Genomic DNA, 15,743 nt, shown 5'->3' with positions numbered 1-15,743 from the left:
GCCGCTGCGCAGCCGCATAGCTATCTAGCGTGCGATGAAAACGACACCCAGCACGCTCGACCTGATCGGCAACACCCCGCTCGTGCGGCTCGCAGGCCCCAGCGAGGCGGCTGGGTGCGATATCTTCGGAAAATGCGAGTACGCCAATCCCGGCGCGTCGGTGAAGGATCGCGCTGCACTTTACATCGTGCGCGATGCCGAGGAGCGCGGCACGCTGCTGCCCGGCGGCACGATCGTCGAAGGCACCGCGGGCAACACCGGGATCGGGATTGCGCTGGTCGCCAATGCCAAGGGCTACAAGACGATCATCGTCATGCCCGAGACCCAGTCCAAGGAAAAGATGGACACCTTGCGCGCTCTGGGGGCCGAGCTGGTGCTGGTGCCAGCCGCGCCCTATTCCAACCCCGGCCATTTCGTCCACACCTCGCGCCGCCTGGCCGAGGAAACGCCGGGCGCGGTGTGGGCGCAGCAGTTCGACAACATCGCCAACCGCCGCGCGCATATCGAGGGGACGGCGGAAGAAATCTGGGCGCAGATGGAAGGCCGCATCGACGGCTTCACCTGCGCAGCGGGCACCGGCGGCACGATTGCGGGCGTCAGCATGGGGCTCAAGGCCAAGGACGAGAACGTCACCATCGCGCTCACCGATCCGCATGGCGCGGCGCTGTTCAATTATTACGCCACCGGCGAACTCAAGGCCGAAGGATCCTCGGTCGCCGAAGGCATCGGCCAGGGTCGGATCACCGGCAACCTCGAAGATGCGCCGATCGATACCCAATTCCGCATTTCCGACGAGGTCGGATTGTACTGGGTGCAGCGGCTGCTCAAGGAAGAGGGGCTTTGCCTCGGCCTGTCGTCGGGAATAAATGTCGCCGGCGCGGTCGAACTGGGGCGGACGCTGGGACCCGGCGCGCGCGTCGTCACCATCCTGTGCGATACCGGCTTTCGCTATCTGTCGACATTGTACAATCCCGAGTGGCTGCGCGCCAAGGGATTGCCGGTCTTCCCCTGGCTGGCGGATTGACCTATATTGCCCCGCATGGTCGCTGAAAAAGCTCGCAATCCGGCCCGCAATCCAGCGGGCAACCCTATCATGCACCGCCTGCAGATCGGCATTGCAGGCATCTTCGCCGTGCTGGTGATGGTGGCATTGGCCGATATGCTGCTGCAGCGCGCCGGCGGCGACGTCCCTGTGGAAGATGTCGCAGCGACGGTGCCAGGCACGCTCGAGCCCGCAGCGCCCCCCGTGGTGCAGGCACCGGCAGCCAGCGAGCCGTTGGTCGATCTGGGCGTTGTGCCCGACCTGCCTGCAGAAGGCACGCAGCACAGCGCTGGCGGACAGACCCCGGTGGTGGGCGAATTGCAACCCGATCCGCAATCCGGGACCCGCCCCGCACCCCAACAGTGATCAGTCGGACGCTTGCCGCCTGTTTGGCGGTGGCCCTGGCGACCGGCTGTTCGGCTGCGCCCTCGGCCGAAGCCGACAGTCCGCAGCCTGCGCCGGAGGCCGCGCCACTGGTGCCGGATATGCCCCGCATGCGCGTGGTGCTGATGAGCAGCCTGCCGCTGGTGCACGGCGATGGCGTGGATATGACCGCCATGCTGGCGGGGCAGAGCAATCCCCATCCGTTGCATGAAGAACTGAACGCGGCGCATGATCTGGTGGTCGCCGATGCGCTGGCGGACGAGACGCTGGCAGGCGCGGACCTGGTGATCCTGGTGCAGCCGCGCATGTTGCCTCCCGAAGCTCTGGTTGCGCTCGACGGTTATGTTCGGCGCGGCGGAAGGCTGTTGCTGTTCACCGATCCGGTGCTCGATTGGCCTGGCGGCAAAGGGCTTGGCGATCCGCTGGGCCCGCAGCGCACCGGCCTGCTCTCGCCGCTGCTCGCACATTGGGGACTCGTGCTGGTCGATCCGGTGATTGAATCGGTCCGGCTGCAGCCATCGGGGGCGCTGCTCGCGCATCCCGGGGTATTCACGCCTGCGCCGGGGAAAATTGGGGACGTGGCATGCCGTATCGAACGCGAGGGCCATGTTGCACACTGCCAGCCGGGCGAGGGCAGGGCCATTCTGGTTGGCGATGCCGATGTGCTTGATCCGGCATTGATCAGCCAATCCGCCGATTCGGGGCGTGCCAACCGGCGTTTCGTATCTGTTCTGATCAGCGACCTGATGCGCAAGGATACATCATGACCAGCAGCAGTGCGGCATCTTCGGTTCGTCCCGCTTTTCAAGTAATGACCCGGCCAATGCCCCTCTAACCCCAAAAAAACCCTTTCATCCCCAAATCTCCCCTGTTAAGGATGTCCTTAATCGGGGTTCATATCATTTGTCATGCCTGACCGGCCTGCAGCGCGTCCGCGCGGTGGGTGGCTGACGCCTTTGCCCTTTTCCGGCTGGCCGGAGGGAGAGGCAGGGTCAGGCAGGTGATCGGGAACCTCGAAACGGTCAGGGAAACGCAACGGCGCGGCACAAGGGGTTCATTTACTAGTGGCGGAAATCAGTGCCTTTCTCGGTTCTGCACTGACGACCATCGACCCCAAGGGCCGGATGGCCATCCCTGCCAACTTCCGCAATCCGCTCATTCACGGCAGCAAGGGCGAGAGCATCGCCGTGCTCAGCTTCAACGCCGATGGCCAGTGCCTGCAGGGCTGCGGCACCGCGCGGCTCGATTCGCTGCTCGCCCAGATGCAGCACCGCGAGGACCTGGCGAGCGAGCAGGGCAGCGAGTTCCGCACCGAACTGTTCGGCGGACCCCGCTTCAACACCACCTTCCGCATCACCTTCGATGGCAGCGGCCGGTTGATCCTGCCCAAATTGCTGGTCGCGATGGCGCGGATCGACAAGCACGTGTTCTTCAGCGGCAACGGCACCGATTTCAGCGTCTGGGGCGTCGAGCACCTGTTGTCGCTCGACGATACGCGCCTGGCCTCGCAGCAATATGTCGCCCGTTTCATGATGGACGAACTGGGGGGCAAGGCGTGATGGCGCGCCGCGAAGCTCCATCGCCCATGATCGGCGCCGATGACGCCCCGCACGTCCCGGTGCTGCTCGCCGAGGTCCTCGAAGGTCTCGCCATCGCCGACGGCGAAGTGCATGTCGATGCGACCTTCGGCGCGGGCGGATACAGCCGCGCGATGCTCGCTGCTGGTGCAAAGGTCCACGGCCTGGACCGCGATCCTGATGCGGCGCCAGCGGGCGCTGCGCTTGTCGCCGAGAGCGACGGCCGCTTTGCCTTCCACGCCGCACGTTTTTCGCAGCTCGCGCAGGTGCTGCGTGATGCCGGGGTTCCCCAGGTCGATGGCATCGTCTTCGATATCGGCGTGTCGTCGATGCAGCTCGATCAGGCCGAGCGCGGCTTCTCGTTCCAGTCGGATGGACCGCTCGACATGCGCATGGGGCAGGAAGGGCTGAGCGCGGCGGACTTCGTCAACACCGCCGACGAAGCCGATATCGCCGACATCCTGTATCTCTACGGCGAGGAGCGCCAGTCGCGGCGCATCGCCCGCGCGATCGTTGCCGCGCGCCCGCTTGTGCGCACGCTCGAGCTCGCAGCCGTGGTCCGCAAGGCTTTGGGCTATCGCCCTGGGGCACCCAAGGACCCGGCAACCCGCACCTTCCAGGCGATCCGCATCCATGTGAACGGCGAACTCGACGAACTGCGCGAGGGTTTGGTCGCAGCCGAAGCGATGCTCGCGCCCGGCGGAAGGCTTGCCGTGGTCTGCTTCCACAGCCTCGAGGACCGCATCGTCAAGCGCTTCCTGAAGGCGCGCAGCGGCAGCGAAGGCGCCGGATCGCGCCACCTTCCCGATTTGTCCGACCAGCGCCGGACCCCCAGTTTCGAGAAACCCGCCAGGCCGACCCGGGCGGGCGAGGCCGAATGCGCGCGTAACCCCCGCGCGCGTTCGGCCACCTTGCGGGTCGCAGTTCGCAGCGAAGCGCCGGCCTGGGGCCGTGACGACGACGCGGAAAGGCGGGCAGCATGATCCTGGCCGTCAAGCGCCTCAAGACCATCGGCTGGATCGCGCTGATCTTCATCGTGGCGATTGCGCTGTATCCTTTGTCGCTGTCCGTGGCGACGCTGCGCAGCGACCTCACGCGTACCGAGCGTGAGATCCTCAACACCCGTGCCGAAATCCGGTATCTCGAAACCGAATTCGCCACCCGCGCCAGCCTGACCCAGCTCGCGATGTGGAACGATCTGGAATATGGCTATGAGGCGCCGAGTGCCGCGCAATATCTCGATGGCGAGCGCGAGCTGGCCAATCTGGGGGATGACATGCGTCAGCTCGACAGGCCGGTGCGGGTCGCGGCGATGACCATCAAGCCGCAGGCCGAGCCCGAAGCGATCAAGCCTGCCGAGCTCGCGGCCTCCACCGTCCGCACTCCCGAGCCTCTGTCGGTTTCGGCGAGCGTTGCGATCATCAGTCCGGCGCGCGCCGCCACCGCGGCGACGACCTCGCCCAAGGCTGCAATCAGCGGCGCAGGCGCGACCGAAAGCAAGTCCGAAGGACGCCGCCTGCTCGACGACCGGCTGCTCGACCGGATCAACAAACAGGCCGAGGCCGAAATGAAGAAGTCAGGCCAATGACCGCGCTCGCATCCGGTAGCCACAGGGTCCGCCTCGCCAGCAAGCGCCAGCATATGACGCTGACCGCGCAGGTGCGGCTGGTGGCCGTGCTCGCACTGTTCGGCATCGGCGTCGGCGCCATCCTGCTGCGGCTGACCTTCATCGGCGTGTTTGGCGAACAGGCGCAGGCGGCAACCCGCTCGGCGCTGGTCGATCCGGGCCGGGGTGACATCGTCGATCGCAACGGCGTGCCGCTGGCGCGCACGATCGACGGCTATGCCATTCGCGTGGTGCCCGAACGGCTGATCGGCGACCGCAAGGTGCTGGCCGGCGAACTGGCGCAGATTTTCCCCGACACCAGCGAGGCTCGCTTCTTCGAGCTGCTCAGCCGCAAGAAGCCGACCTACCTGCGTCACCGTGCGGTGCCCGAAGAGGTCAACCGCGTCCATGCGCTGGGTGAAGTGGGGATCGAGTTTCCGCGCGAGAAGGAACGCTTCTACCCGCAGTTGCAGCTTGCGGCGCATGTGCTGGGTTATGTCCACCCCGATGGCCACGGCGTTTCGGGAATGGAGCGCGCGCTCGATGCCGAATTGATGGATCCCAAGATGCGGCTGACGCCTTCGGCGCTGTCGGTCGATATCCGCGTCCAGGCAGCCCTCGAGGACGAGCTGGGCCGCGCGATGAAATCCTATGATGCCAAGGCCGCGGCAGGGATCGTGCTCGATGTGGAAACGGGCGAGGTGATGGGAATGACATCGCTGCCCAGCTTCAACCCCAATCAGTTCGACGCCAGCAGCGCCGCGTTCGAGGCGAACCAGGTCACCTACCGCTTCTTCGAGCTCGGATCGACGTTCAAGCCGCTGACGGTCGCCGCAGCTATCGATGCCGGCACCGTCACCAGCATGGCGCGCCGCTATGATGCCAGCCGCCCGCTCAGAGTCGCCGGCTTCCAGATCCGCGATTCCCACTCGTCGGGCCGCTGGCTCAATGTGCCCGAGACTTTGGTGCACAGCTCGAACATCGTTACCGCACAGATTGCCGATGAGCTGGGCCCCGAGCGGCTGCAGGCGGTGATGCGCAAGCTGCACTTCGACCGTCCCGCCGAAATCAACCTGCGCGAGACCGTCAAGCCGCTGTGGCCCGCGAACTGGGGTCGTCTGACCAACATGACCGTGGGCTATGGCCACGGCATCGCGGTCAGCCCGCTGCATCTGGCCAGCGCCTATGCCGCGATGGTCAACGGCGGGGTGTATCGCCCCGCAACCCTGGTCAAGCTCAAGCCCAACGAAGTGCCCCGCGGCGAGCGGGTTTTCAAGGCATCGACCAGCGCGCGGATGAACCAGTTGCTCCGGATGATCGTGCGCGACGGTACCGGGCGCAAGGCCGAGGCTCCGGGCTTCCGCGTTGGCGGCAAGACGGGCTCGGCGGAAAAGCCGGGTGCCGGCGGATACAAGCGCAGCTCGGTGGTCGCGACCTTCGCCGCCGTGTTCCCGATGGATGCCCCGCGCTTCGTGGTACTGATCATGATCGACGAGCCCGCAGGCAACCAGGCCTCGTCGTTCCAGCGTACCGCCGGGTGGACGGCAGCACCGGTGGTGGCACGGCTGGTGCCGCGCATCGGCCCGATGCTGGGAATCATCCCCGACGATCGCCGCGATGTCGATGTGTCCGAACTGATGCCGCTGCTCTGGAAGGCCCCGGTCAAGGCCGCGAGCAAGTCCAAATCGGACGATCCGGCATAGGCGATTATACAATCTGACGCGCAGCAGGGGTCTTGCATCTGCGCAGGGCAGACATAGAGGAGGCAGGAATTTACAGGGTCGGCAAAAGGGTTGAGCAATGAAACTGGGTGAACTGGCCTCTGGCCTTTCCGGCGCGGATTCCGCCCGGACTGTGACCGGATTTGCCATCGATCACCGCAAGGTTGCCCCTGGCACTGTGTTCGGTGCCTTTGTCGGTGCGCGCTTTAATGGCGAGGATTTTATCGCCGACGCGATCGCCGCTGGCGCTGTCGCCATCGTCGCTGCGCCTGGCGCGGTCGTGAATGGTGCGGTGCACATCGCCGATGTCGAGCCCCGCCGCGCCTTCGCGCAGATCGCCGCGCGCTTCTTCACGCCCTTTCCCGCCCATGTCGCTGCCGTCACCGGCACCAACGGCAAGACCTCGACCGCCGAAATGACCCGCCAATTGTGGCGGATGGCGGGGCACAATGCCGCCTCGATCGGTACGCTGGGGGTCACCACCTCGGTGGATCAGGCCTCTACCGGGCTTACGACGCCCGACATCGTCACCTTTCTCGGCAACATGTCCGGCCTGGCGCGCGAGGGTGTAAGCCATGCGATCTTCGAGGCATCGAGCCACGGCCTGTCGCAGTTCCGCACCGAGGGGCTGCCGGTGCAGGTGGCTGCGTTCACCAACCTCAGCCGCGATCACCTCGATTATCACGGCACGATGGAGGCCTATTTCGAGGCCAAGATGCGGCTCATCGACGAGGTCGTCGTCGAGGACGGCGATGTTGTCGTCTGGGCGGATGATGCCTGGTCCGACAAGGTGATCGAGCGTGCGCAGGCGCGCGGTCTCAACGTGATGACCGTCGGCGCGGCAGGCGAGGCGATCCGGCTGATCAGCCGCACCCCGACGCAACTGGGGCAGTCGCTCGTGCTGCAGCACGACGGCAAAGAGGTAAAGGTCACCCTGCCGCTGATCGGCGCGTATCAGGCCGCCAATGCTTTGGTGTCGGCCGGTATCGTCATCGCTGCGGGTGGCGACGCCAAGCAGGTGTTCGATCATATGGGCCGGTTGCAGCCGGTGCGCGGACGGCTCGAGCGCGCGGTCATCACCCGCGCCGGCGCGCCGGTCTATGTCGATTACGCGCACACCCCCGATGGCCTGCAGGCCGCGATCGAGGCGTTGCGCGCGCATGTCACCGGAAGGCTGATCACGCTGTTCGGCGCGGGCGGCGACCGCGACACCGGCAAGCGCCCCGAGATGGGCAAGGTGGCCAGCGACCTGTCCGATGTCGTGATCGTCACCGACGACAATCCGCGGTCTGAAGATCCTGCCGCGATCCGCGCCGCAATCATGGCCGCAGCGCCGGGTGCGACCGAAATCGGCGGGCGCCGCGAGGCGATTGCCGCCGCGGTGGCGATGGCGGGCGCGAACGATATCGTGCTGCTCGCGGGCAAGGGTCACGAACAGGGCCAGATTGTCGGAGACCGCGTTCTGCCGTTCGACGATGTGCAGGTCGCACGGGAGTGTGCGGCGTGACGCCTATCTGCTCGATCTTTCCCTCTCCCTTGACGGGAGAGGGTTGCGCAGACTTGGCAGCTTTGCTGCCTAGTCGAAGCTGGGAGAGGGTGAGTGCGCGCAAGCGCAAATGTCGTGTTGCTCTCGCTCCCCCCTCTCCAAGACTTGCTAGGCAGCAAGCTGCCAAGCCAAGTCTTTCCTCTCCCGCAAGGGGAGAGGATACATGACTCTCTGGACCTCTTCTGAAATCGCGGCAGCGACCGGCGGCACGGCTTCGGCTGACTTCACCGTCACCGGGGTGGCATTCGATTCGCGCGAAATCATGCCCGGTGATCTGTTCATCGCGATGCGCGGCGAGGAGACCGATGGCCACCGGTTCATCGACCGCGCGGTGGCAGCGGGTGCTGCAGGCGTGATCACCGAGCAGCCGATCGATCAACCCCATGTGCTGGTGGCCGACAGCGCCGCTGCACTCACCGCGCTGGGCCGCGCCGCGCGCGCACGCAGCAGCGCAACGATCATCGGCGTCACCGGCTCCGCGGGCAAGACGGGGACCAAGGAGGCGCTGTTCCACGCGCTCGACCGGATGGCGCCGGGCAGCGCGCACCGCTCGGTCAAAAGCTACAACAACCATGTCGGCGTGCCACTGAGCCTCGCCCGGATGCCGCGCGACGCGCGCTTCGGCGTGTTCGAGATGGGGATGAACCACAGCGGCGAAATGGCCGAACTGACCCGCATCGTCCGCCCGCATATCGCGATCATCACCACCATCGCGCCAGCGCATATCGGCAACTTCGTCCATGGCGAGGAAGGCATTGCCGATGCCAAGGCCGAAATCTTTGAAGGGCTGGAAGCGGGCGGCGCTGCGATCCTGCCGCACGACAACCGCCATTTCGCGCGCCTGTACGCCGCAGCGAAGGACTGCACCGATGCCGTCGTTCGCTTCGGCACCCAAGCCGACAGCGAGGCACGGCTGATCGACAGCATCTCGGCGATCGAGGGCGGTTCTTTGGTCACCGCGCAGATCGGTGAGGGCCGATTGTGCTTCCGCATCGCCGCGCCCGGCGAACACTGGGTCATGAACGCACTGGCGGTGATGGCCGCGATCAATGCGGCAGGCGGCGACCTTGCAATCGCAGGGCTTGCGCTTGCCAACTTGCCCGGCCTTGCGGGACGCGGCGAGCGGCAGACGGTTGCCACGCCCGATGGCGGCACCGCGCTGCTGATCGACGAGGCGTATAATGCCAACCCTGCCTCTATGGCGGCCACCCTTGCGCAACTGTCCAAGGAAACGGCCCCGCGCCGCATCGCTGTCCTCGGCGCGATGAAGGAGATGGGCGAGACGTCCGACCAGTATCACGCGGCGCTGGCTGGTCCGGTGATCGCGGCCAAAATCGCCTCGGTCATTCTGGTCGGCGATGAAATGGCACCCCTTGCCGATGCGCTTACCAATTCGCTTGAGTGGCACGGGCAGATCGCGCATGTGCCCGCCGCCGATGCGGCGCTTGCAGCGTTGCAGGCACAACTGACCGATGGCGACGCGGTGCTCGTCAAGGGGTCCAATTCCGTGGGATTATCTGCGCTGGTGCGCGCGCTGGCACAGCCGCCAGCAGGCGCCGCTGTGGCGCAGAAGGGGGTTTGATGCTGTATCTTCTGGCGCAATATCTGGATTTTGAGGGTCCTCTGAACCTCATCCGCTACTTGAGCTTCCGCTCGGGGGCTGCGATCGTCACGGCGTTGCTGATCGGGCTGCTCATCGGCCCGCGCTTCATCCTGATGCTGCGCACGCGCCAGGGCAAGGGTCAGCCGATCCGCACCGATGGCCCGCAGACGCATCTCGCCAAGCGCGGCACGCCGACGATGGGCGGGCTGATGATCCTGATCGCCCTCACCATATCGGTGCTGTTGTGGATGGACCTTTCGAGCAGCTTCGTCTGGGCGTGTCTGGCCGTCACGCTGGGCTTTGGCCTCATTGGCTTCCTCGATGACTTCGACAAGGTGCGCAAAGCCAGCCACAAGGGTGTGTCGGGCAAGGTCCGCCTGCTGGGCGAGTTCGTCATCGCAGGCGTCGCCAGCTGGATCATTCTTCGCGAGACCGGCACGTTGCTCTATGTGCCATTCATCAATTATCCGCCGTTCGACCTTGGGCTGTTCTACATCCCGTTTGCCGCGTTCACCATTGTCGCGTTTGGCAATGCGGTGAACCTGACCGACGGTCTCGACGGTCTCGCTACCTTTCCGGTGATCATCGCCAGCCTCACCTTCCTGCTGATCGTCTATATGGTCGGCAACGCCAGGTTCGCAGACTATCTCGGCATCCCGCACGTCCCGGGCGCGGGCGAGCTGGCGATCTATTGCGGGTGCATCATCGGGGCATGCCTCGCCTTCCTGTGGTTCAACGCGCCGCCGGCGGCGGTGTTCATGGGCGATACCGGTTCGCTGGCACTGGGCGGCGCGCTCGGCGCGATCGCTGTCGCATCGCACCACGAGATCGTGCTCGGCATCGTCGGCGGGCTGTTCGTGGTCGAAGCGATGTCAGTGATCATCCAGGTGTTCTTTTTCAAGCGTACCGGCAAGCGGGTGTTCCGCATGGCGCCGATCCACCACCATTTCGAACAGCTGGGCTGGCCCGAATCGACCGTGGTGGTGCGCTTTTGGATCATTGCGCTGGTGCTGGCGCTTGCCGGTCTTGCGACGTTGAAGATCCGTTGATCGTTTCGCCCGCCTTTGCCGCGAAACGCTATTGCATCCTCGGGCTGGCCCGCTCGGGGCTTGCCACGCTCGACGCGCTGATGGCCTCGGGCGCGCAGTGCACCGCGTGGGACAACCGCGAGGAAGCGCGCGAGACGGCGATTGCCAGCCATCCCGATGTCGCAATCGGCGATCCGATGGAGATCGATCTTGCAGGCTTTGACGGGCTGATCGTCTCGCCCGGGGTTCCGCTCAACCGGCATCCGGTCGCGGACCGCGCGCGCGCTGCCAATATACCGATCATCGGCGATATCGAGCTGTTCGCGCTCGCCCGCCCCAGCCTGCCGCCGCACCGCGTGGTCGGCATCACCGGCACCAACGGCAAGTCCACGACCACCGCGCTGATCCACCATATCCTGCGCGAGGCGGGTGTGCCGACGATCATGGGCGGAAATATCGGCCTGCCAATCCTGTCGCAGCCGCCGCTGCCAGAAGGCGGCGTCTATGTCCTCGAGCTGTCGAGCTATCAGATCGACCTGACCTTCAGCCTCGATTGCGACGTCGCGGTGCTGCTTAACATCACCCCTGACCATCTTGACCGCTATGACGGCTTTGCCGGCTATTGCGCCGCCAAGGCGCGGCTGTTTGCGATGCAGGGCACAGATCATGCCGCGGTGATCGCGACGGACGACGCGCAGACCCGCGCGATTGCCACAGGCCTTGCGAACGCGATCGAGGTTCACGCCGCCGATATTCCCGCCGCCGACCAGTCCGCCTGGCCGACGCTGCAGGGCCCGCACAACGCGCAGAACGTCGCGGTGGCGCTCGCCGTCGCAGCCGCGCTGGGGCTGGACGAGGCCCAGACCCGCCGGTCGCTCGCCACCTATTCCAGCCTGCCGCACCGCATGGAGCAGATCGCGCAGCACAAGGGCGTGCTCTATGTCAACGACAGCAAGGCGACCAACCCCGCCTCGACCGCGCCTGCGCTCGGTGCTTTTGCGCGCATCCACTGGATCGTCGGCGGACTGCCCAAGGGCGACAGCCTCGAGGAATGCGCCGAGCACTTCGATCATGTCGTCCACGCCTACACCATCGGCGAGGCGGGTCCTGTCTTTGCAGACCAGCTCGAAAAGGTCATGCCGGTCACCCGCGCCGAGATGATGGCCAACGCCGTCCGCAGCGCGATGGCCAATGCGCATGGCGGCGATGTCGTGCTGCTGTCGCCAGCCTGTGCCTCTTTCGACCAGTTCCGCGATTTCGAAGCGCGCGGCGATTCCTTCCGCAAGATCGTCGATGCGTTGATCGCCAATGATCACACACAGCAGGAGGAAGCCGCGCAATGAGCGATCTGGCCGCCACAGCTCCCGCCGCCGCCCCTTCGGCCCCGCGCGCCTACAAATTGCCGCGCAACCTGAGCCGACGCCTGGGGCGCAGTGACCGCTCGCAGCTGGCGATCTGGTTCTGGGAACTCGACCGCGTCCTGCTCGCGCTGATGCTGATGCTGATCGCGATCGGATTGATCGCGGTGCAGGCGGCTTCGCCCGCCACCGCGCGGCGCCTGTCCACAGCAACCGAAATCCTGAGCCCGCTGTACTTCTTCTATCGCCAGCTTGGCTGGGTGATCGTCGGGCTGGGCTTTATGTTCGTGGTCTCGATGTTGCCCAAGCGCGAGGCACGGCGGCTGGCGATCATCATTGCGTGCGGCTGCCTCGTGCTGCTGATGCTGGTGCCGATCTTCGGCAACACCGTCAACGGCGCCAAGCGCTGGATCGGTTATGGCATCGGTATCCAGCCGTCCGAGTTCCTCAAGCCTGCATTTGCCGTGACGCTGGCGTGGATCATCTCGCTCAGGATCAAGGACCCGACGCTGCCGGTGCTGCGCCTGTCGATGCTGCTGACCGGATTTATCGCCTTCCTGCTGATGCGCCAGCCCGATCTGGGTCAGACGATCATGTTCATCGGCATCTGGTTCACGCTGATGCTGCTGGCAGGGCTGTCGATGCAGGTGGTCGCAGCCGGTATCGGTGCGGGCGCGCTGGGCATGACGGCAGCGTATTTCTTCTATCCGGTTGCGACCCAGCGCATCAACGGCTGGCTGTTCGGCGCGGGCGAATACGACCAGGTGATGTTCGCGCACAAGACGCTGACCGGCGGCGGCCTGATCGGCACCGGGCCGGGATTGGGCACGCACAAGTTCAACCTGCCCGAAGCGCACACCGATTACATCTTCTCGGTAATCGGCGAGGAATTCGGCCTGCTCGCCTGCGCGGCGATCGCCTTGGTCTATTTCGCGATCATCGTGCGGGTGTGCATGCGGCTGCTCGACGAGCGCGATCTGTTCACCATCCTCGCGGTGACCGGCCTGACGGCGCAATTGGGCGGTCAGGCGTTCATCAACATTGCCGTGAACCTGCAGCTTTTCCCGTCCAAGGGCATGACCTTGCCGTTCATCAGCTATGGCGGATCGTCGATGATCGCGCTGAGCATCGGCGCGGGATTGCTGTTGTCGCTCACCCGGCGTAACCCGTTCGAGGACCGTACTCTGCTCGGTCAGGACTGGAGCCGGACATGACCGTTTCACGCCATTATGTGCTCGCAGCAGGCGGCACCGGCGGGCACCTGATTCCTGCCTTCGCGCTCGCGCGCGAGCTGCAGCAACGCGGGCATCACATCGCCCTGGTCACCGACGAGCGCGGCGCCAAGATCCCGGGAATCTTCGAGGGCGATCAGGTTCACATCCTGCCGCCGGGACGGATCGCAGGCGGGCCCCTGGGCTGGCTGCGGGGCATCAAGGGCATCTGGGCCGGACGCGCTATGGCGCTCAACCTGTTCGAGACCTTCCAGCCGAGCGCGGTGGTCGGCTTTGGCGGCTATCCTGCCTTGCCGACGCTGCTGGCCGCGCAGAAGGCCGACATTCCCACGATCATTCATGAACAGAACGCCGTGCTGGGCCGGGTCAACCGCTTCATGGCGGGCCGGGTCAATGCGATCGCCACCGCCTACAAGCAGGTCGACCGGTTGAACCCCAAGCTGGCCGACCGGGTGCACATCGTCGGCAATCCGGTACGCGAGGAAGTGCTGGCGCTGCGCGGCGAGAATTATCCGCCGCTGCTCGAGGACGGCATCTTCCGTGTGCTCGTCACCGGCGGCAGCCAGGGCGCGCGCGTGCTGTCCGAGGTCGTGCCCGATGGTCTGGCGATGCTGCCGGTCAATCTGCGCCGCCGGCTGCAGGTCGTCCAGCAGTGCCGCGAGGAAGACATCGAGGGCGTCCGCGCCAAATATGCAGAGCATGGCATCCCGGCAGAGCTCGCCACCTATATGAACGACCTGCCCGAAAAATTGGGCTGGGCGCACCTGTTCATCGGCCGCGCTGGCGCCTCGACGATTGCCGAGCTGACCGCCTCTGGACGCCCCGCGATCCTGGTGCCGCTGCCAATCGCCACCGATGACCACCAGACCGCCAACGCGCGCGAGATGGTCAAGGCCGGCGGCGCACGCTCGATCCGGCAGGAAGGGTTCACCCCCAAGGAGCTGGCCAAGCAGATCCAGAAGATGGCGCTCGACCCGCACGCGCTCGAGAACGCCGCGCTGGCCGCGCACAAATGCGGCTATCCGCACGCGGTGCGCGATCTGGCCGACCTGGTCGAAAGTTTTGGCGGTGCGCCGCTGGTCGATGTCATCCGCGTGGCGCCTGCCGCCAAGGGCCATGCCATCGGCGGCGAGGCGCTCGCGCGCGATACGGAAAGAGCAGAAGCATGAAGGGCGTCGGAGTCGACATCGGGACCATCCATTTCATCGGTATCGGCGGCATCGGCATGTCCGGTATCGCCGAGGTGATGGCCAATCTGGGCTACAAGGTGCAAGGGTCCGACATCGCCGAAAGCTATGTCATCGACGGCCTGCGCAAGCGTGGCATCAAGGTGATGATCGGCCACAAGGCGGAGAACCTGGGCGATGCGGCGGTGGTGGTCACCTCGACCGCGATCAAGCGCGGCAACCCAGAGGTCGATCTGGCGCTCGAAACCCGCGTCCCCGTGGTCCGCCGCGCCGAGATGCTCGCCGAGCTGATGCGGCTCAAGTCCACCGTCGCGGTCGCCGGGACGCATGGCAAGACCACGACCACCTCGATGATCGCCGCGATGCTCGATGCCGGTGGTATCGACCCCACCGTGATCAACGGCGGTATCATCAACAGCTATGGCTCGAACGCGCGCCTCGGTGCGAGCGAATGGATGGTGGTCGAGGCCGACGAAAGCGACGGCAGCTTCCTGCGGCTCGACGGCACGATCGCGGTCGTCACCAACATCGATCCCGAACATCTCGACCATTATGGCAGCTTCGATGCGGTCAAGGATGCGTTCGTCGAGTTCGTCCAGAATGTGCCTTTCTACGGCGCGGCGATCCTGTGTCTCGACCATCCCGAGGTCCAGGCGATCTTGCCGAGGGTCAAGGACCGCCGGATCGTCACTTATGGGTTCAGCGCGCAGGCCGATATCCGCGGCGACAATGTCGTCTCGATCCCCGGCGGCAACCGCTTCGACGTCACGGTGCGCGAGCGCGATGGCTCGACCCGTCAGATTTCGGGCATCGAGCTGCCGATGCCGGGCCGGCACAATGTGCAGAACGCCATCGCCGCGATCGCGGTCGGGCTGCAGATGGGGATGGACGACAACGACATCGTCACCGGCTTTGCCAAGTTCGGCGGGGTCAAGCGCCGCTTCACCAACGTGGGCATCGTCGACGGCGTCACGATCATCGACGATTACGGCCATCACCCGGTCGAAATCCGCGCGGTGCTCGCCGCCGCGCGCGAGGGTGTGCAGAACCGCATCATCGCGGTGGTCCAGCCGCACCGCTATTCGCGCCTGGGCGATCTGATGGACGAGTTCCAGCAGGCGTTCAACGATGCCGATATCGTCTATGTCGCGCCGGTCTACGCCGCGGGCGAGGACCCGGTCGAGGGCGTCAGCGCCGAGGCTCTGGCCAGCGGGTTGAAGGCACGCGGCCACCGCCAGGCGCGCACGATCAGCGGGCCGGATGAGCTGGCTGATTTGCTCGCGGACGAAGCGCAGGACGGCGACATGGTCGTCTGCCTGGGCGCGGGCGATATCACCAAATGGGCGGCGGGCCTCGCCGATGCGATCGGGTCGCGGAGGGTGCCTGCGTGAGCGTTTCCGCACCTTCTCCCTCTGTACCAGATGCCCCCCATCCGTTTGTCCCGAGCGAAGTCGAGGGA

The 15,743-nt window shown here is 65.6% G+C and carries 14 protein-coding genes; all 14 read left to right on the top strand.

Annotated features, from left to right (window positions below):
* The first annotated feature begins 34 nt into the window (after positions 1–34).
* The 14 genes from QUV11_RS01595 to murC all read left to right on the top strand — a co-directional run bounded on the left by QUV11_RS01595 (position 35) and on the right by murC (position 15,675).
* On the top strand, positions 35–1,024 hold the full coding sequence (locus tag QUV11_RS01595; protein ID WP_300880162.1) for a cysteine synthase A: 990 nt from the start codon (positions 35–37) through the stop codon (positions 1,022–1,024).
* A 69-nt stretch (positions 1,025–1,093) separates the two neighbouring features.
* Positions 1,094–1,408, top strand: coding sequence for a hypothetical protein (locus QUV11_RS01590; RefSeq protein WP_300880161.1), 315 nt, complete (start codon positions 1,094–1,096; stop codon positions 1,406–1,408).
* Entirely contained in the window at positions 1,405–2,193 is a 789-nt protein-coding gene (locus QUV11_RS01585; protein WP_300880159.1) for a hypothetical protein, read from the top strand. The genes QUV11_RS01590 and QUV11_RS01585 overlap by 4 nt, the downstream gene beginning before the upstream one ends.
* 297 nt (positions 2,194–2,490) lie before the next feature.
* Complete coding sequence (locus QUV11_RS01580; RefSeq protein ID WP_300880158.1) at positions 2,491–2,985, top strand: hypothetical protein; 495 nt, start codon at positions 2,491–2,493, stop codon at positions 2,983–2,985.
* Positions 2,986–3,011: 26 nt separating this feature from the next.
* Positions 3,012–3,986 (top strand): 16S rRNA (cytosine(1402)-N(4))-methyltransferase RsmH, encoded by a 975-nt coding sequence (gene rsmH / locus QUV11_RS01575; protein ID WP_300880157.1) that lies wholly within the window; start codon positions 3,012–3,014, stop codon positions 3,984–3,986.
* Positions 3,983–4,591, top strand: coding sequence for a hypothetical protein (locus QUV11_RS01570; RefSeq protein WP_300880156.1), 609 nt, complete (start codon positions 3,983–3,985; stop codon positions 4,589–4,591). Before rsmH ends, QUV11_RS01570 begins: the two co-directional genes overlap by 4 nt.
* Entirely contained in the window at positions 4,588–6,312 is a 1,725-nt protein-coding gene (locus QUV11_RS01565) for a penicillin-binding protein 2 (protein ID WP_300880155.1), read from the top strand. The genes QUV11_RS01570 and QUV11_RS01565 overlap by 4 nt, the downstream gene beginning before the upstream one ends.
* Positions 6,313–6,409: 97 nt before the next feature.
* Complete coding sequence (locus QUV11_RS01560) at positions 6,410–7,837, top strand: UDP-N-acetylmuramoyl-L-alanyl-D-glutamate--2,6-diaminopimelate ligase (RefSeq protein WP_300880154.1); 1,428 nt, start codon at positions 6,410–6,412, stop codon at positions 7,835–7,837.
* A 202-nt stretch (positions 7,838–8,039) separates the two neighbouring features.
* A complete protein-coding gene (gene murF, locus QUV11_RS01555) occupies positions 8,040–9,458 on the top strand; it encodes a UDP-N-acetylmuramoyl-tripeptide--D-alanyl-D-alanine ligase (RefSeq protein WP_300880152.1) in 1,419 nt (472 codons plus the stop codon).
* Complete coding sequence (gene mraY, locus QUV11_RS01550; protein WP_300880150.1) at positions 9,458–10,528, top strand: phospho-N-acetylmuramoyl-pentapeptide-transferase; 1,071 nt, start codon at positions 9,458–9,460, stop codon at positions 10,526–10,528. The genes murF and mraY overlap by 1 nt, the downstream gene beginning before the upstream one ends.
* Positions 10,525–11,850, top strand: a complete 1,326-nt coding sequence (gene murD, locus QUV11_RS01545; RefSeq protein WP_300880149.1) for a UDP-N-acetylmuramoyl-L-alanine--D-glutamate ligase — start codon at positions 10,525–10,527, stop codon at positions 11,848–11,850. The genes mraY and murD overlap by 4 nt, the downstream gene beginning before the upstream one ends.
* Positions 11,847–13,079, top strand: coding sequence for an FtsW/RodA/SpoVE family cell cycle protein (locus tag QUV11_RS01540; protein ID WP_300880147.1), 1,233 nt, complete (start codon positions 11,847–11,849; stop codon positions 13,077–13,079). The genes murD and QUV11_RS01540 overlap by 4 nt, the downstream gene beginning before the upstream one ends.
* A complete protein-coding gene (gene murG / locus QUV11_RS01535; protein ID WP_300880145.1) occupies positions 13,076–14,266 on the top strand; it encodes an undecaprenyldiphospho-muramoylpentapeptide beta-N-acetylglucosaminyltransferase in 1,191 nt (396 codons plus the stop codon). Before QUV11_RS01540 ends, murG begins: the two co-directional genes overlap by 4 nt.
* Positions 14,263–15,675, top strand: a complete 1,413-nt coding sequence (gene murC / locus QUV11_RS01530) for a UDP-N-acetylmuramate--L-alanine ligase (RefSeq protein ID WP_300880144.1) — start codon at positions 14,263–14,265, stop codon at positions 15,673–15,675. Before murG ends, murC begins: the two co-directional genes overlap by 4 nt.
* Positions 15,676–15,743: the final 68 nt, after the last annotated feature.

It is taken from the genome of Blastomonas sp., from assembly GCF_030373265.1.
Classification (GTDB): domain Bacteria; phylum Pseudomonadota; class Alphaproteobacteria; order Sphingomonadales; family Sphingomonadaceae; genus Blastomonas.
The sequence above is the reverse complement of the archived record's forward strand: the minus strand, read 5'-3'. Positions and strand labels throughout refer to the sequence as shown.

Bases quoted from the DNA above. Each gene is read 5' to 3' on its own strand.
- QUV11_RS01595 (WP_300880162.1), top strand. From the start codon at position 35: ATGAAAACGACACCCAGCACGCTCGACCTGATCGGCAACACCCCGCTC.
- QUV11_RS01590 (WP_300880161.1), top strand. From the start codon at position 1,094: ATGCACCGCCTGCAGATCGGCATTGCAGGCATCTTCGCCGTGCTGGTG.
- rsmH (WP_300880157.1), top strand. From the start codon at position 3,012: ATGATCGGCGCCGATGACGCCCCGCACGTCCCGGTGCTGCTCGCCGAG.
- QUV11_RS01570 (WP_300880156.1), top strand. From the start codon at position 3,983: ATGATCCTGGCCGTCAAGCGCCTCAAGACCATCGGCTGGATCGCGCTG.
- QUV11_RS01565 (WP_300880155.1), top strand. From the start codon at position 4,588: ATGACCGCGCTCGCATCCGGTAGCCACAGGGTCCGCCTCGCCAGCAAG.
- QUV11_RS01560 (WP_300880154.1), top strand. From the start codon at position 6,410: ATGAAACTGGGTGAACTGGCCTCTGGCCTTTCCGGCGCGGATTCCGCC.
- murF (WP_300880152.1), top strand. From the start codon at position 8,040: ATGACTCTCTGGACCTCTTCTGAAATCGCGGCAGCGACCGGCGGCACG.
- mraY (WP_300880150.1), top strand. From the start codon at position 9,458: ATGCTGTATCTTCTGGCGCAATATCTGGATTTTGAGGGTCCTCTGAAC.
- QUV11_RS01540 (WP_300880147.1), top strand. From the start codon at position 11,847: ATGAGCGATCTGGCCGCCACAGCTCCCGCCGCCGCCCCTTCGGCCCCG.
- murG (WP_300880145.1), top strand. From the start codon at position 13,076: ATGACCGTTTCACGCCATTATGTGCTCGCAGCAGGCGGCACCGGCGGG.
- murC (WP_300880144.1), top strand. From the start codon at position 14,263: ATGAAGGGCGTCGGAGTCGACATCGGGACCATCCATTTCATCGGTATC.